This window comes from Pseudomonas sp. 05N434, from assembly GCF_056396965.1.
Genome location: NZ_JBFTMK010000106.1, coordinates 1 through 12,834 on the forward strand (window position 1 = coordinate 1; position 12,834 = coordinate 12,834).

Genomic DNA, 12,834 nt, shown 5'->3' on the forward strand with positions numbered 1-12,834 from the left:
GTTTATGTCGAGCTGGGCGATTTTCGTCGATACCAAACAGCGGGTTCAGCTGCCTTAAGCGTTGAGCTGGCCTGAGCCGATACGTTGCGACAGGGCTTGGGCGTCGGGAAGCGAAGTGAGCGGGCCGCTGATCGGTTCGCCGTCCTGTACGAGATACCAGCAGGCAAGCAATCCCAGTGCTCTGAGCGGTGCGGGAACGGCGCTGCCGATAACGGACATAATCTGAACCTGAGCCATAAGTACCTCCATCAATCTGTGGGGTTACCTTACGGATCGGACGCTTGAGTGGAAAATCAACGCTTTCGATAGTCGTCATTGATGCCAGTGAGTGTTGGCGATCAGTCCACGACTTGATCGAGCATATGCACGACTTCCTGTTCATTGAGCAGGCCTTTGCGCACCAGGTTTTCCGCCAGCAGCGAGAGAAACTTGGCGCTGCGATGGCCTTCCAGGTGCTTGAGCTCGGTCAGTGCGTTGTACACCTTGCTGGATGTGCACAAGCCGACAATGCGGTGCGGGTTTTGTGTGGGCATGAGGTCGTCCTTGTTTTTATCAACCTGTTGTTTATGGACAGATCAAGCTTGCGGGCCTGTCATGACATAAATATGACCGACTTTACCTGCCGGTACTGTCCCGACAGCGACCTTGACGAGATTTATTCAGACTCCGTTCGCCTTGCGGCCACAAAAAAGGCCCCGCTGTTGAGGCGGGGCCTGATGAGTCTGTTACCAGCGGTCGTCACGGTAATAACCATGGGGATGGCCATAGTAGCCGCGCGGTGGGCCATAGTAGCCGCGTGGTGGACCGTAATAAATCGGTGCCGGGCGGTAGTACATCGGTTGTTGGACATAGACCGGCGCCGGTTGGTAGTAAACGGGCGGTGGCTGTACGTAAACCGGTTGAGGCTGAGCGTAAACCGGTTGCTCTACATACACCGGCCGGTCGCGGCCGATAATTGCCGAGCCGATGATTGCCGAGCCGACGATCGCACCAAACACAGCCGGACCTTCCCAGCCACGACCACCTGCTTCTGCCTGCCCTGCGATAGCGAGAGCACCGATCAGCAAGGCTACTGTGGGGATTTTACGGATCATGATAAGTCCTCGGTTCTTCGACCCGGCGCTTGGGTCTGCAATAGACACAAGTTGTCGCGGGGATACTTCTAAGACAGCAATTTTTTGAAAATCAGCACAGCCGTTGGGTAAATTTTGTGTAAGGTCTGTACCGGTTTCTTTACGGTGCTGTCTGGTACAGACATACCCTTATGATCGACCACAATCCGGTGGAATTGTTAATTCCGTCCATCTGAAAGTGCTACTGAAGGAGATTCGGATGCAGATGAACCCCAACAAAGACACCCAGTTGTGCATGTCACTCTCGGGCCGTCCCGGCAATTTCGGCCTGCGGTTTCACAATCATCTGTACGAACAACTGGCGCTGAATTTTTACTACAAAGCCTTCAGCAGCCAGGACCTGACGGGGGCTGTCAGCGGCATTCGTGCGTTGGGTATTCGGGGTTGCGGCGTGTCGATGCCGTTCAAGGAGGCCTGCATCGCGCTGGTCGATGAGCTGGATGCATCGGCCGAGGCTATTCAATCGATCAACACTATCGTCAACACCAACGGCCACCTCAAGGCCTACAACACTGATTACATCGCCGTCGCCCAGTTGCTCGAAACCCACCAGGTGCCCAAGGATTCGACCTTTGCCCTGCGCGGCAGCGGCGGCATGGCCAAGGCCGTGGCCAGTGCCTTGCGCGATGGCGGCTACAAAAACGGCTTGATCGTGGCCCGTAACGAACGCGCCGGGCGTGCCCTGGCCGAATCGCTGGGTTACCAATGGCAGGCGGAACTGGGTGCTCAACGCCCGCAGATGCTGATCAACGTCACGCCGATCGGCATGACCGGTGGCCTGGAAGCCGATCAACTGGCGTTTCCCCCTGAAGCCATCGCTGCCGCCGAAACGGTTTTCGATGTGGTGGCGACTCCCTCGGAAACACCGCTGATCGTGCGTGCTCGTGCCGAAGGCAAACGGGTGATCACCGGGCTGGAAGTGATTGCCATCCAGGCGCTGGAGCAGTTCGTGTTGTACACCGGCGTGCGACCGACCGATGAGCAGTTTCAGAAAGCCGTGGCGTTTGCCCGGAGCTGAATTCCGATTATCGGTTGGACCTGTGGCGAGGGAGCTTGCTCCCGTTGGGTCGCGAAGCGRCCCCAAAGCAGTCAGCACACCGAGTTTGCCGGCCTTGCGACTGCTTCGCAGCCGAACGGTCAACAGCGCCAGGCCTCGGGCGATCAAGCGCTCCAGTTGATGCACCACCTGTTCGGCATCTTCGAAGTCATGCATGCGGCCGCTGCGGGTCAGCAGTTCGTTGACCGTCTGCGGACCGCGCAGGAACAACAGCCCCGTCAGAATCACCTGGGCCGGCACCAGTTCCAGCGCCTTGTCGACCCGATGTTCCCAGCGGTCGGCACGGCTGCCCATCACCAGCCGGGTGAAGCCGCGACCTTCAAGGGCGCGCAGGCTCTGGCCAACCTGGCCCTGGCTGAGGTTCATCACCGGTTCGCGGCTGGTTTTCTGGTTGCAGGCAATCACCAGGGCATTGAGGGTCAGCGGATAGGTTTCCGGGCTGGTGGCCTGTTTTTCGATCAACGAGCCCAAAATGCGGATTTCCGTGCTGTTGAGCCGCGGTTCGTCGAAGGTCGTCTCTTGTTCAGTGCTCATCGCGCTTTTCCCTAGGCAGTCGAGCCGCCTAGCCTAATCCTTGCTGGATAAAAGACAAGTCGCAGGGCGCGCCGGCATGGCTATAATCGCTCCACGTTTTTTACTCCCGTCACCACACGAGACTGCCATGACTATTTCCCTGTACGCCGCATCCGTTCCGGTTTTCCAGCAAATGCTCAACGCCCTGAGCAACAACCTGAGCAAGGCCGAAGCCCACGCTACCGCGAAAAACATCGACCCGAACGCATTCCTGCAGGCCCGTCTGTACCCGGACATGTTCCCGCTAGTGCGTCAGGTGCAGATCGCCGTTGATTTCGCCAAGGGCGTTTCAGCGCGCCTGGCTGAAATCGAACTGCCGAAATACGACGACACCGAAACCACCTTCGCCGAACTGCAAGCGTTGATCGCCAAGGTTCTGGCCTTCATCGGCGAGATCAAACCCGAGCAGATCAACGGCAAGGAAGGCATCGAAATCGTGACCCGTCCTGGCACCCCTAAAGAGAAGCGCTTCACTGGCCAGGCTTACCTGCTGAGCTACGGTCTGCCGCAGTTCTTCTTCCACGTCACCACCGCCTACGCGCTGCTGCGTCACAACGGTGTGGAAGTGGGCAAGCGCGATTACATGGGCGCGTTCTAAACCACCCAGGTACAAAAAAGCCCGCCAAGGTGTAAGCCTTGGCGGGCTTTTTCGTTTTCGTCGGTGCGTTTACGCCAAACGCTGCGCCTTCAACTCTTCACCCTGGCAARCCGCCGCGGTGAACAGCACGTCGGTGGAGGAGTTCAGCGCGGTTTCCGCCGAGTCCTGCAACACACCGATGATGAAGCCGACCGCCACCACTTGCATGGCGATTTCGCTCGGGATGCCGAACAGGCTGCACGCCAGCGGAATCAGCAACAACGAACCGCCCGCCACGCCCGAGGCGCCACAGGCACAAATTGCCGCGACGACGCTGAGCAGAATGGCCGTCGGAATATCCACGGCGATGCCCAGGGTGTGCACGGCGGCCAGGGTCAGCACAGTGATGGTGATCGCCGCGCCGGCCATGTTGATGGTCGCGCCGAGCGGGATCGATACCGAATAGGTGTCTTCATGCAGGCCCAGGCGTTTGCTCAATTCCAGGTTGACCGGAATGTTCGCCGCCGAGCTGCGGGTGAAGAAGGCGGTGATGCCGCTCTCGCGCAGGCAGGTGAGTACCAGCGGATACGGGTTGCGGCGCAGTTTCCAGAACACGATGACCGGGTTCATCACCAACGCGACGAACAGCATGCAGCCCAGCAGCACCGCCAGCAGGTGCATATAGCCGATCAATGCGCCGAAACCGGAAGTGGCGAGGGTCGAAGCCACCAGACCGAAGATCCCCAGCGGCGCAAAGCGAATCACCAGGCGCACGATCACGGTCACGCCATTGGACAGGTCGTCCAGCACTTCGCGTGTCGTCTCGCCAGCATGGCGGATCGCAATGCCCATGCCGATCGCCCACGCCAGAATGCCGATGAAGTTGGCGTTCATCAGTGCGCTGACCGGGTTATCGACCACGCTCAGCAACAGACTTTGCAGCACTTCGCTGATGCCGCCCGGCGCGGTGACCGCAACGTCCTGGGTCGACAGCACCAGGCTCGACGGAAACAGCGTACTGGCGATCACTGCAACCACGGCTGCGGCGAAGGTGCCCAGCAGATACAGAAACAGGATCGGCCGGATATGGGTTTCCTGGCCGTGCTTATGATTGGCAATCGAGGCCATGACCAGCACGAACACCAGAATCGGCGCGACAGCCTTGAGCGCCGACACGAATACTTTGCCAATGAAGGCGGTGGACTTCGCCACCTCAGGCGCGAACAGGGCCAGGGCAATCCCGGCGATCAGGCCGATGATGATTTGCGTGACCAGGCTGCTGCGTTTCAGGCGTTGCAAAAGAGAAGGGGATGAAGCGGTCATAACGGTATCTCTGATTTTATTAGGGTGCAGGGTTCCYTGGCTCATGCAGCAAAAAGCCGGGCAGGCTACATGGAGGGAACCGAAGGGGTCGCCACATCAATGCCAATCAATGGCCGATGAGCAAGGTGTCAATCTCGCGGGTCGCGGACTTTATCACAGCGTAGCCGCGATCCTTCAGACCTGTGACGATCTGCCACCCGATTGTTCAACGCGATTTGCAGGTTCGTGCAACTTCGTTTGGAAACACTCTGTTAAGCTTCGCCATCCTCATTTTCTAGTTCTGCCAGTGGGCCTTCGGGCTGTCGCTGGTGTCGTCGTTTTCCTGGAGTTCTGCATGCTGTTGCCCATTCTTCTGTTGTCCGCCGCCGGTTTCACGGTGCTGACCACGGAATTCATCATCGTCGGCCTGTTGCCGGCAATCGCCCGTGACCTGGACGTCAGCATCCCTCAAGCGGGTTTGCTGGTGACCCTGTTTGCGTTCACCGTGGCCGCGTTCGGGCCGTTCCTGACAGCGTATTTCGCAAGGTTTGAACGACGCAAACTGTTCATCAGCGTGTTGATCATGTTCGGCCTGGCCAACACGCTGGCGGCGTTTGCGCCGAACATTTGGGTGATGGCCATTGCCCGGTTGATTCCGGCGCTGGGGTTGCCGGTGTTCTGGGCGTTGGCCAGTGAAACCGCGGTGGACATCGTCGGACCGGACTACGCCGGGCGGGCGATTGCCAAGATTGGTTTCGGCATCGTCTGCGCCACCGTATTCGGCATTCCGGTCGGCACGTTGATTTCCGATGCGTTCGGTTGGCGCAGTGCTTTCGGCATTCTGGCGGTGATTGCGTTTGCCAAGGCGCTGCTGCTGTTTATCTATTTGCCGAAAACCAGCCTGCACCAGCATCAGGTGAGTTTTCGTTCGCAGTTCAAGATCCTGCGCAGCCCGCTGATGCTGGGTCATGTTCTGCTGTCGATCCTGGTGTTCAGCGGCATGTTCACCGCCTACACCTACCTGGCCGACATTCTTGAACGCCTCGCCGGTTTCAACGGCACCGTGGTCGGCTGGTGTCTGATGGGCTTCGGCGCGGTCGGGCTGATCGGCAACTCGCTGGGCGGTCGCGCGGTGGATCGTCACCCGCTGATCGCTTCTATGACGTTTTGCGCGTTCATGATTGCCGGCATGGTGACGCTGGTGCCGAACATTCACTCGCCGCTGGGGCTGGCGGCGGCGATGGGGATTTGGGGGGTGACCCAGGCGGCGTTGTTCCTGGTCAGTCATGTGCGGTTGATGAAGGCGGCGCCTGAAGCGCCGGCCTTCGCGGCGTCGTTGAACATTGCCGGGGCCAACCTCGGGATCGGCCTGGGCGCCATGGTTGGCGGCCGGGTGATCGACAGTGTGGGCCTGGGTGGACTGGGTTTCGCCGCAGCCGGTTTTATCCTGGTTTCGATTCTCCTGGCCATGGCGCTGATGACCTTCAAACCTCGCGAAGTCTGCGCCTGAGGCTTTACATCTCGGTGAACAGCTCGCGTCGGGCACCTTCGGTAATGGCGACAATGCCGGGGTGCTTGACCTTGCGTTCCACCGAAATGGCATAGAACGACTCGCGCACCGCGTCGGTCTGGCCGATCAACTCCACACCGCATTGGCGTTTCACCTCGTCGGCAATCACGCTCGGGCCGATGAAAATCCCGCTACCGGATTGGCCGAAAGCCTGCATCAAAGCGCTGTCGTCGAACTCGCCGACGATTCGCGGCTGGATCTGCTGTTCGGCAAACCAGCGTTGCAAGCGACTGCGCACCACGGTTTCCGGCCCGGGAATCAACAACGGGGCGCCGTGCAGGCTGTGGGGGAAATCCTGGCCGTATCGCGCCGTCAGTTCGGCGGTGGCGAAGAAGCTGATACCGCATTCGCCGAGCTTCTGGCTGTAGCCCTTGATGTCCAGATGCGAGGGCATCGGGCTGTCGGAAATCACCAGGTCGAGGCGTTGAATCGCCAGGTCGGCGAGCAATCGTTCCAGTTTGTCTTCGCGGCAGGTGATGCGTAGCGGCTCGCTCAACTCCATGGTCGGCGCGATCAGGCGATAGACGATGGATTTGGGCACCACATCGGCGACGCCCACCCGAAACAGAATCTGTTGCTCATTGGGCTGCGCCCGCAGCATCAGCTCCAGCTCGCCCCCAAGTTGAAACATCTGCTCGGCATAGGGCAGGGTCTGACGTCCGGCTTCGGTGAGTTCCAGTTGCCGCCCGACCCGGCGAAACAATTCAATGCCATAGGTTTGTTCGAGCAGGGAAATCTGCCCGCTGATGGTCTGTGGCGTCAGGTTCAACTGCTCGCAGGCGCGCACGATGCTGCCGGTCTTGGCCACCACCCAGAAATAATGCAGCTGTCGATAATTCAGCATTCATGTTCCCCGTAGCGTGTGTTTTGCTATGGATTCGTAAAAACCGAAGTATAACCGCTGAAAATACGAATTTTCCTGAAGTATTTGCCTCTTTAGACTGCCTCGCTATCGACGGATTGCCTTTCGGTTCTGTCTGTTCTATCGAGGAAAGCATCATGAAGCTTAAAACCACCGCGCTGCTGATCACCTCTTTACTGGTGTTGGCCGGTTGCGACCAGGCCGAGAAAAGTGCTCAGCAATTGATGGGCAAGGCCGCCGAAAGCGCCAAACAGGCGATCGACGATACCCACAAAGCCGCAGAACAAGCGTTGAGCGAGGCCACGAGTGGCCTGATCAGCAAGAAAGAACAACCGGCCAAAGAGACGGGCAAAACCGATTCTTCGTCCCAGGAAATCTAAACCRTCTACAACGAGTCAGGACTGACCCATGGAATACCTTTTAGAACTCGCTGCAAGCCCTACCGCCTGGGTCGCCCTGGCCACGTTGGTGGTGATGGAAATCGTGCTCGGCATCGATAACCTGATCTTCATCTCGATCCTCACCAATAAGCTGCCCGAGCAGCATCGCCAGAAGGCGCGGCGCATTGGTATCGGCATGGCGTTAATCCTGCGCCTGGCGCTGTTGAGCACCATCGCGTTTATCGTCCAGTTGACTGAACCGGTGATCGACATTCTCGGCCACGCGTTCTCCTGGAAGGACATGATCCTGATCGCCGGCGGCCTGTTCCTGTTGTGGAAGGCGACCACCGAGATTCATCACAGCATGGACCCGTCGCCGGAAGATCCGACGTCGGCCACCTCGACCGTGACCCTGGGCTTTGCCGCCGCCATCGGTCAGATCCTGATGCTCGACATGGTGTTCTCCATCGACAGCATCATTACCGCTGTCGGCATGACCGAGCATTTGCCGATCATGATCATTGCGGTGGTGGTGTCRGTCCTGGTGATGTTGCTGGCTGCTGACCCGTTGGCCAAGTTCATCAACGACAATCCGACGGTGGTGATGCTGGCGCTGGGCTTCTTGATCATGATCGGCATGACGCTGATCGCCGAAGGTTTCGGCGCCCACGTACCGAAAGGCTATGTCTACGCGGCCATGGCGTTCTCGGCGACGATCGAAGGCTTGAACATGCTGTCGCGGCGGGCCAAACAGAGGCGCGTTGCCGCAGAAGCTTAATCGCCGATAAACGAAACGGCCGCCTGAACTTGCGAGAGTCCAGGCGGCCGTTTTTTGTTTGTACGACTGAAAAGCGCCAGTCAGTGCGCGGTGATGGGGTGTGTAGCCGGTTTATCGGTTTTGGCCGCGGGCGCCGATTTAATCGGGTGGTGATGGTGCCGACGGGTAATGCGCAAAACGCCCCACAACATGGCGGCGGCCACTGCCAGCCAGCCGGAAATCAACATCACAATGGTCATTGTCAGGCTCATCAGTGCCTCCTCTTTGCCCTGCCGCGGGCGCACACTCTTCCTTGGTAAAGGACAGTCTAGCCGTTGCTGTGTTTCAGGCTATTGACCAAAGGTCGCCTGTCATCAACCCGTTCGCTCTATCAAATGCAAACAACTGCCGGTTAAGGCTATACCGCTGTCGCGCGGCATCCTATGATCGACGGCCAAGCCGGCTGCGTGATCGCCTGGCGTCTGAACAAGAGAGTGATGATGGTGCGGGTATTTTCTCGAATTCGATCTTTGGCACTGATCGTTGGCTGCGTTGCCGGCCTGGCTGGCTGCGCGGGGAGCGTAGCGCCTGAGATCAAGCGTCTGCCGGAGCGTGTCGAACTCAGCGGTACGTTCTACCGTGGGCAAAGTTATCAGAGCGGGCCTCAAGTGCTGGCCAGCCTGTTGTCCCAACAGGACATCGTGATAACTCCGGGGTTGCTTGAAAAGCCCCTGAATTTACCGGGCGCCGAAGACCGGTTGCAGCAGAACATGCAAAACCTCGCCCGCGAATACGGGATGGTGGTCTATCCCCTCGACAGCCAATTGTCGGCGCTGCTGACCCAGGTCGCAGCCGGTTATCCGGTGATGGTACGCATTACTGAAGGCTCGGCATTCTGGGCCGGGCCGCGATACGCCATTCTTGCCGGTTACAACCGTCAGAAGCAGACCGTGTTGCTGCGCACCGGGATGGATCGTCGGTTGCTGATGGGGTTCAGCGCCTTTGAGTCGGCGCTCGAGAATGCAGGCGGTTGGGCCGTTTTGATCCAGAAGCCGGACCAGATTCCGGCCAACGTCGATCAGCAGCGCTGGCTGAAAGCGGCGAACGATCTTGCCCAGTCAGGTCAGGAGCAAGCGGCAGCCAGGGCGAAGAAGGCGCTGACCGCGCAGTAGTTTCCGTTTGTCATCCGCCGGGCACTACTCGACGTTGTTCGCCTCTGATGTAAAGGGCCCGGGTTTCTCGCCGGGCCGTGACCAGGAGGCGTCCATGGCTCAATCCAATACCCCCGTCGGCCCACACTCGTCCGAGCATTCGTCCGATAATGAGTTGGGGTTCGACCCCGACTCTCCGGACGTTGCTGATCCTCAGGTCGACCCCATCGGACCTGCCAGGGCACCCAAAGATATAAAACCGGGTGAGGAGGGCAAGAAGACACCGGCAAAGCCTTACGACCCGCTCGGTAATCTGAAACCCAAGTCTTAGTCAGAGGTGCATATGTCTACCGATTCGAGCTTCGACGACAAACATTCGGACCCTCCCGAAAACGTTCCAACAACCCCCGAGGCGGACCTGGACCCGGTGATGGATCCGGACAGCCCGCTAAGGGATCCCTTGGCCAGGCCGACCGTGGTGCCGACGAAGCATCCACAGGGCTGGCGAGACCCGAGTGCCGGGGATGGCATTCCGGATGACGATCAGATGCCGTTGCCCAATGATTGAYCGCYGGACAAAAAAAGCCCCGAAWATTCGGGGCTTTTYATTTAYGGATGTTTCGACCTTATTTTGAGGCTTCAATCACACCGCTCTGGCGATGCTTGAGGTTCTTGTCTGACTTGTACTGCAGGGCGACGGATGGCACGTTGGTGCTCTTGCCGGTTTCAACCCAGCTGCGAATACGGGTCGCATCGGCAAAGTGCGTGTACTTGCCGAAGGCATCGAGAATCACCAGCGCAACCGGACGGTTGCCCATGCTGGTCACCAGCACCAGGCAGTGACCGGCCTGGTTGGTAAACCCGGTTTTCGTCAGCTTGATGTCCCAGTTCGGCTTGTTGATCAAGTGGTCGGTATTGTGGAAACCCAGGCTGTAGTTGGGTTTACGGAATGTAACGGTTTTTTCCTTGGTCGTGCTCAGCTCGGTCAAGAGTGGGTACTTGTGCGCGGCGATCAGCAGTTTGCTCAGGTCGCGGGCGGTGGACACGTTGCGCGGGGAGAGACCCGTCGGTTCGACGAAGTGGGTACTGGTCATGCCCAGCGCCTTGGCTTTGGCGTTCATGGCGGCAATGAACGCGACGTAACCGCCCGGATAGTGATGCGCCAAGGTTGCGGCGGCACGGTTTTCCGATGACATCAGGGCGATCAACAGCATCTCGCGGCGCGTCAATTCGCTTTGGAGTTTGACTCGGGAGAACACGCCTTTCATTTCCGGGGTGTCGCTGATGTTAACGGGAATATATTCGTCCATGTTCTGCCGCGCTTCTACGACCACCAGGCCGGTCATCAGTTTGCTGACGGAGGCGATGGGTACGACGACGTCAGGATTGCTGGCATAGATGACTTTGTTGGTTTGCAGATCCATCAGCAAAGCGCTGCCGGAAGCGATCTTCAGTTGTGCAGTGTCTCGTGGTGCCGCGGTGGTTTCACCGGCGTTGACCGTTGGCGTGATGAAAGTCCCTGTAACTGCAAAAACTAGGCTCAGGATGGAAAGACGGATTTTCACGCTGGCAGACTCATAAAGGGTGGATATGCCGTTCTGTAACGGGCTGTTTCTTAAAAACGACGCATTTTAGGAGTATGTGCCAGGAAAGCCATAGGCGCCTGCAAGACGGGGGGTAAAAGTGAAGAATATTTAATGCTGTAACTCTTTCTTTACTATTTGGCTTTGCAGTTGTCCGACCTCTGTGACCGAGCTGTTTGCTACAGGCAAAAAGAACCCCGCGATGGGCGGGGTTCTTTTGGGTGCAGCAGGGTGAGAGTTAACTCAGCTGTGCAGTGTTTCGGCGGCGTACAACGTGTTTTCCAGCAGGCAGGCGCGGGTCATCGGGCCTACGCCACCCGGTACCGGAGTGATCCAGCCGGCACGGGCCAGGGCGGATTCGTAAGTCACGTCGCCGACCAGTTTGCCGTCTGCCTGACGGTTGATGCCGACGTCGATCACGATCGCGCCTTCCTTGATCCACTCACCTTTGACCAGGCCCGGCTTGCCGGCGGCAACCACTACCAAGTCGGCGCGACCGACGTGGCCGGCCAGATCCTTGGTGAAGCGGTGGGTGACCGTCACGGTGCAACCGGCCAGCAGCAGTTCCATCGCCATCGGACGACCAACAATGTTGGAAGCCCCGACAATGACCGCGTCCATCCCGTAAAGATTGACGCCGGTGCTTTCCAGCAGCGTCATGATGCCTTTGGGCGTGCACGGGCGCAGCAGCGGAATGCGCTGGGCCAGGCGACCGACGTTATAAGGGTGGAAACCGTCGACGTCCTTGTCGGGACGAATGCGCTCCAGCAATTTGGAGGCGTCCAGGTGTTCAGGTAGAGGCAACTGAAGCAGAACGCCGTCGATTGCCGGGTCGTCGTTCAGGCGATCGATCAGATCGGTCAGCGCTGCTTGAGTGGTGTCGGCAGGCAGGTCATAGGCTTGGGATAGGAAGCCGACCTCTTCACAGTCTTTACGCTTGTGCGAGACATAAACCTGAGAGGCAGGATCGCTGCCGACCAGGATCACCGCGAGGCCGGGTGTGCGCAGGCCTTGCTGGCGACGCTCGGCAACTCGTTTGGCGATCTGCTGGCGCAGGCTGGCGGCGATCGATTTGCCGTCGATTAGTTGTGCAGTCATTGCGCGTGATTAACCATCGAGAGGGGAAAAAAAGAGAGCGCATTCTCGCATGTCACGAGGTGAGGGCAAAGGCGCTTGGTCTGCAAATTCCCCTAACTCCTTTAATTAAATGAATTTTTTTCAAAAAGGATTTGACGACCTTCAGGGGGCTCTATACTATTCGTCGCACTTGTCGGGCACAGCCTAGCACTGGTTAAGAAGGTCGAGCGGAGTTACGGTTCCGCAAGACTGAAAAGCACTTAGTTTGTAGTCCTTCAAGGGTACAGATTAACAAGGCGCCCGTAGCTCAGCTGGATAGAGCATCCGCCTTCTAAGCGGATGGTCGCAGGTTCGAGTCCTGCCGGGTGCGCCATTAGGCAGCATTGGCACAAGTAGCGCGATATGGTGGGCGTAGCTCAGTTGGTAGAGCACGGGATTGTGACTCCCGTTGTCGTGGGTTCGATCCCCATCGTCCACCCCATATTTCGAAAGGCGCCAGATTAATAGTCTGGCGCCTTTGCTTTAACAGCTTCAACCCGCGGATGTGGTGGAATTGGTAGACACACTGGATTTAGGTTCCAGCGCCGCGAGGCGTAAGAGTTCGAGTCTCTTCATCCGCACCAAATAAAGCTTCACTCATGCCGATTGGCATGATTGAGGTTCAACAAAGAAGTTGTTTGGCTTCTTTGTCACGCAATATGGTGGGCGTAGCTCAGTTGGTAGAGCACGGGATTGTGACTCCCGTTGTCGTGGGTTCGATCCCCATCGTCCACCCCATATTCCGAAAGGCGCCAGATTAACAGTCTGGCGCC

Annotated in this window: 16 protein-coding genes, 4 tRNA genes and 1 pseudogene; 12 read left to right on the forward strand and 9 right to left on the reverse strand. The window is 58.2% G+C overall.

The annotated features are described in order from the left end of the window. Window positions 1-54 precede the first annotated feature (54 nt). From AC1DLB_RS09560 to AC1DLB_RS09570, 3 genes are all read right to left on the reverse strand, one after another. Window positions 55-237, reverse strand: coding sequence for a hypothetical protein (locus AC1DLB_RS09560; protein WP_018925406.1), 183 nt, complete (start codon window positions 235-237; stop codon window positions 55-57). 101 nt (window positions 238-338) lie between these two features. After that, a complete protein-coding gene (locus tag AC1DLB_RS09565; RefSeq protein ID WP_018925407.1) occupies window positions 339-533 on the reverse strand; it encodes a hypothetical protein in 195 nt (64 codons plus the stop codon). A 192-nt stretch (window positions 534-725) separates the two neighbouring features. Further along, on the reverse strand, window positions 726-1,094 hold the full coding sequence (locus AC1DLB_RS09570) for a hypothetical protein (RefSeq protein WP_018925408.1): 369 nt from the start codon (window positions 1,092-1,094) through the stop codon (window positions 726-728). Between the two features lie 238 nt (window positions 1,095-1,332). On the opposite strand from AC1DLB_RS09570, the gene AC1DLB_RS09575 reads away from it, so the two are divergent. Next, entirely contained in the window at window positions 1,333-2,151 is an 819-nt protein-coding gene (locus AC1DLB_RS09575; protein WP_477743731.1) for a shikimate 5-dehydrogenase, read from the forward strand. 93 nt (window positions 2,152-2,244) lie between these two features. Here the strand turns inward: AC1DLB_RS09575 and AC1DLB_RS09580 are convergent. Then, window positions 2,245-2,724: pseudogene (locus tag AC1DLB_RS09580) on the reverse strand (YceH family protein); the annotation flags it as partial. A gap of 127 nt (window positions 2,725-2,851) precedes the next feature. On the opposite strand from AC1DLB_RS09580, the gene AC1DLB_RS09585 reads away from it, so the two are divergent. Then, window positions 2,852-3,361: a DUF1993 domain-containing protein gene (locus AC1DLB_RS09585; RefSeq protein ID WP_019579999.1), complete on the forward strand. Its 510-nt coding sequence runs from the start codon at window positions 2,852-2,854 to the stop codon at window positions 3,359-3,361. Window positions 3,362-3,430: 69 nt separating this feature from the next. Here AC1DLB_RS09585 and sstT read toward each other — a convergent pair whose 3' ends face one another. Beyond that, on the reverse strand, window positions 3,431-4,663 hold the full coding sequence (gene sstT / locus AC1DLB_RS09590) for a serine/threonine transporter SstT (RefSeq protein WP_477784925.1): 1,233 nt from the start codon (window positions 4,661-4,663) through the stop codon (window positions 3,431-3,433). 334 nt (window positions 4,664-4,997) lie between these two features. Between sstT and AC1DLB_RS09595 the strand changes: the two genes are divergently transcribed. Continuing rightward, the gene (locus tag AC1DLB_RS09595; RefSeq protein WP_018925413.1) at window positions 4,998-6,152 is read left to right on the forward strand and encodes an MFS transporter; all 1,155 of its coding nucleotides are present in this window, start codon (window positions 4,998-5,000) and stop codon (window positions 6,150-6,152) included. A 4-nt stretch (window positions 6,153-6,156) separates the two neighbouring features. On the opposite strand, the gene nhaR is transcribed toward AC1DLB_RS09595, so the two are convergent. After that, complete coding sequence (gene nhaR, locus AC1DLB_RS09600; RefSeq protein WP_138867943.1) at window positions 6,157-7,056, reverse strand: transcriptional activator NhaR; 900 nt, start codon at window positions 7,054-7,056, stop codon at window positions 6,157-6,159. 155 nt (window positions 7,057-7,211) lie between these two features. Here nhaR and AC1DLB_RS09605 point away from each other — a divergent pair, with 155 nt between their 5' ends. Together AC1DLB_RS09605 and AC1DLB_RS09610 are read left to right on the forward strand one after the other, a co-directional pair. Further along, window positions 7,212-7,454: a hypothetical protein gene (locus tag AC1DLB_RS09605; protein WP_007940414.1), complete on the forward strand. Its 243-nt coding sequence runs from the start codon at window positions 7,212-7,214 to the stop codon at window positions 7,452-7,454. A gap of 28 nt (window positions 7,455-7,482) precedes the next feature. After that, entirely contained in the window at window positions 7,483-8,232 is a 750-nt protein-coding gene (locus AC1DLB_RS09610) for a TerC family protein (protein WP_018925415.1), read from the forward strand. An 80-nt stretch (window positions 8,233-8,312) separates the two neighbouring features. Here the strand turns inward: AC1DLB_RS09610 and AC1DLB_RS09615 are convergent, their stop codons facing one another. Then, on the reverse strand, window positions 8,313-8,483 hold the full coding sequence (locus AC1DLB_RS09615; RefSeq protein ID WP_173861183.1) for a hypothetical protein: 171 nt from the start codon (window positions 8,481-8,483) through the stop codon (window positions 8,313-8,315). Window positions 8,484-8,654: 171 nt separating this feature from the next. Between AC1DLB_RS09615 and AC1DLB_RS09620 the strand changes: the two genes are divergently transcribed. From AC1DLB_RS09620 to AC1DLB_RS09630, 3 genes are all read left to right on the forward strand, one after another. Further along, window positions 8,655-9,383 (forward strand): cysteine peptidase family C39 domain-containing protein, encoded by a 729-nt coding sequence (locus tag AC1DLB_RS09620; protein WP_477743730.1) that lies wholly within the window; start codon window positions 8,655-8,657, stop codon window positions 9,381-9,383. A 94-nt stretch (window positions 9,384-9,477) separates the two neighbouring features. Further along, window positions 9,478-9,693, forward strand: a complete 216-nt coding sequence (locus AC1DLB_RS09625; protein WP_086945071.1) for a DUF6021 family protein — start codon at window positions 9,478-9,480, stop codon at window positions 9,691-9,693. A 12-nt stretch (window positions 9,694-9,705) separates the two neighbouring features. Further along, the gene (locus AC1DLB_RS09630; RefSeq protein WP_018925419.1) at window positions 9,706-9,930 is read left to right on the forward strand and encodes a hypothetical protein; all 225 of its coding nucleotides are present in this window, start codon (window positions 9,706-9,708) and stop codon (window positions 9,928-9,930) included. A gap of 58 nt (window positions 9,931-9,988) precedes the next feature. Here AC1DLB_RS09630 and pbpG read toward each other — a convergent pair whose 3' ends face one another. After that, window positions 9,989-10,927, reverse strand: a complete 939-nt coding sequence (gene pbpG, locus AC1DLB_RS09635; RefSeq protein ID WP_018925420.1) for a D-alanyl-D-alanine endopeptidase — start codon at window positions 10,925-10,927, stop codon at window positions 9,989-9,991. A 261-nt stretch (window positions 10,928-11,188) separates the two neighbouring features. After that, window positions 11,189-12,043: a bifunctional methylenetetrahydrofolate dehydrogenase/methenyltetrahydrofolate cyclohydrolase FolD gene (folD, locus tag AC1DLB_RS09640; RefSeq protein WP_018925421.1), complete on the reverse strand. Its 855-nt coding sequence runs from the start codon at window positions 12,041-12,043 to the stop codon at window positions 11,189-11,191. Between the two features lie 275 nt (window positions 12,044-12,318). Here folD and AC1DLB_RS09645 point away from each other — a divergent pair. The 4 genes from AC1DLB_RS09645 to AC1DLB_RS09660 all read left to right on the forward strand — a co-directional run bounded on the left by AC1DLB_RS09645 (window position 12,319) and on the right by AC1DLB_RS09660 (window position 12,799). Then, a tRNA-Arg gene (locus AC1DLB_RS09645) sits at window positions 12,319-12,395 on the forward strand. A 32-nt stretch (window positions 12,396-12,427) separates the two neighbouring features. Continuing rightward, window positions 12,428-12,503 (forward strand) — tRNA-His (locus AC1DLB_RS09650). Between the two features lie 57 nt (window positions 12,504-12,560). After that, window positions 12,561-12,645: transfer RNA gene (locus AC1DLB_RS09655), tRNA-Leu, on the forward strand. Between the two features lie 78 nt (window positions 12,646-12,723). After that, window positions 12,724-12,799, forward strand: a tRNA-His gene (locus tag AC1DLB_RS09660). The last annotated feature ends 35 nt before the right edge of the window (window positions 12,800-12,834 follow it).

Bases quoted from the DNA above. Each gene is read 5' to 3' on its own strand.
- AC1DLB_RS09560 (WP_018925406.1), bottom strand. From the start codon at position 237: ATGGCTCAGGTTCAGATTATGTCCGTTATCGGCAGCGCCGTTCCCGCA.
- AC1DLB_RS09565 (WP_018925407.1), bottom strand. From the start codon at position 533: ATGCCCACACAAAACCCGCACCGCATTGTCGGCTTGTGCACATCCAGC.
- AC1DLB_RS09570 (WP_018925408.1), bottom strand. From the start codon at position 1,094: ATGATCCGTAAAATCCCCACAGTAGCCTTGCTGATCGGTGCTCTCGCT.
- AC1DLB_RS09575 (WP_477743731.1), top strand. From the start codon at position 1,333: ATGCAGATGAACCCCAACAAAGACACCCAGTTGTGCATGTCACTCTCG.
- AC1DLB_RS09585 (WP_019579999.1), top strand. From the start codon at position 2,852: ATGACTATTTCCCTGTACGCCGCATCCGTTCCGGTTTTCCAGCAAATG.
- AC1DLB_RS09595 (WP_018925413.1), top strand. From the start codon at position 4,998: ATGCTGTTGCCCATTCTTCTGTTGTCCGCCGCCGGTTTCACGGTGCTG.
- nhaR (WP_138867943.1), bottom strand. From the start codon at position 7,056: ATGCTGAATTATCGACAGCTGCATTATTTCTGGGTGGTGGCCAAGACC.
- AC1DLB_RS09605 (WP_007940414.1), top strand. From the start codon at position 7,212: ATGAAGCTTAAAACCACCGCGCTGCTGATCACCTCTTTACTGGTGTTG.
- AC1DLB_RS09615 (WP_173861183.1), bottom strand. From the start codon at position 8,483: ATGAGCCTGACAATGACCATTGTGATGTTGATTTCCGGCTGGCTGGCA.
- AC1DLB_RS09620 (WP_477743730.1), top strand. From the start codon at position 8,655: ATGATCGACGGCCAAGCCGGCTGCGTGATCGCCTGGCGTCTGAACAAG.
- AC1DLB_RS09625 (WP_086945071.1), top strand. From the start codon at position 9,478: ATGGCTCAATCCAATACCCCCGTCGGCCCACACTCGTCCGAGCATTCG.
- AC1DLB_RS09630 (WP_018925419.1), top strand. From the start codon at position 9,706: ATGTCTACCGATTCGAGCTTCGACGACAAACATTCGGACCCTCCCGAA.
- folD (WP_018925421.1), bottom strand. From the start codon at position 12,043: ATGACTGCACAACTAATCGACGGCAAATCGATCGCCGCCAGCCTGCGC.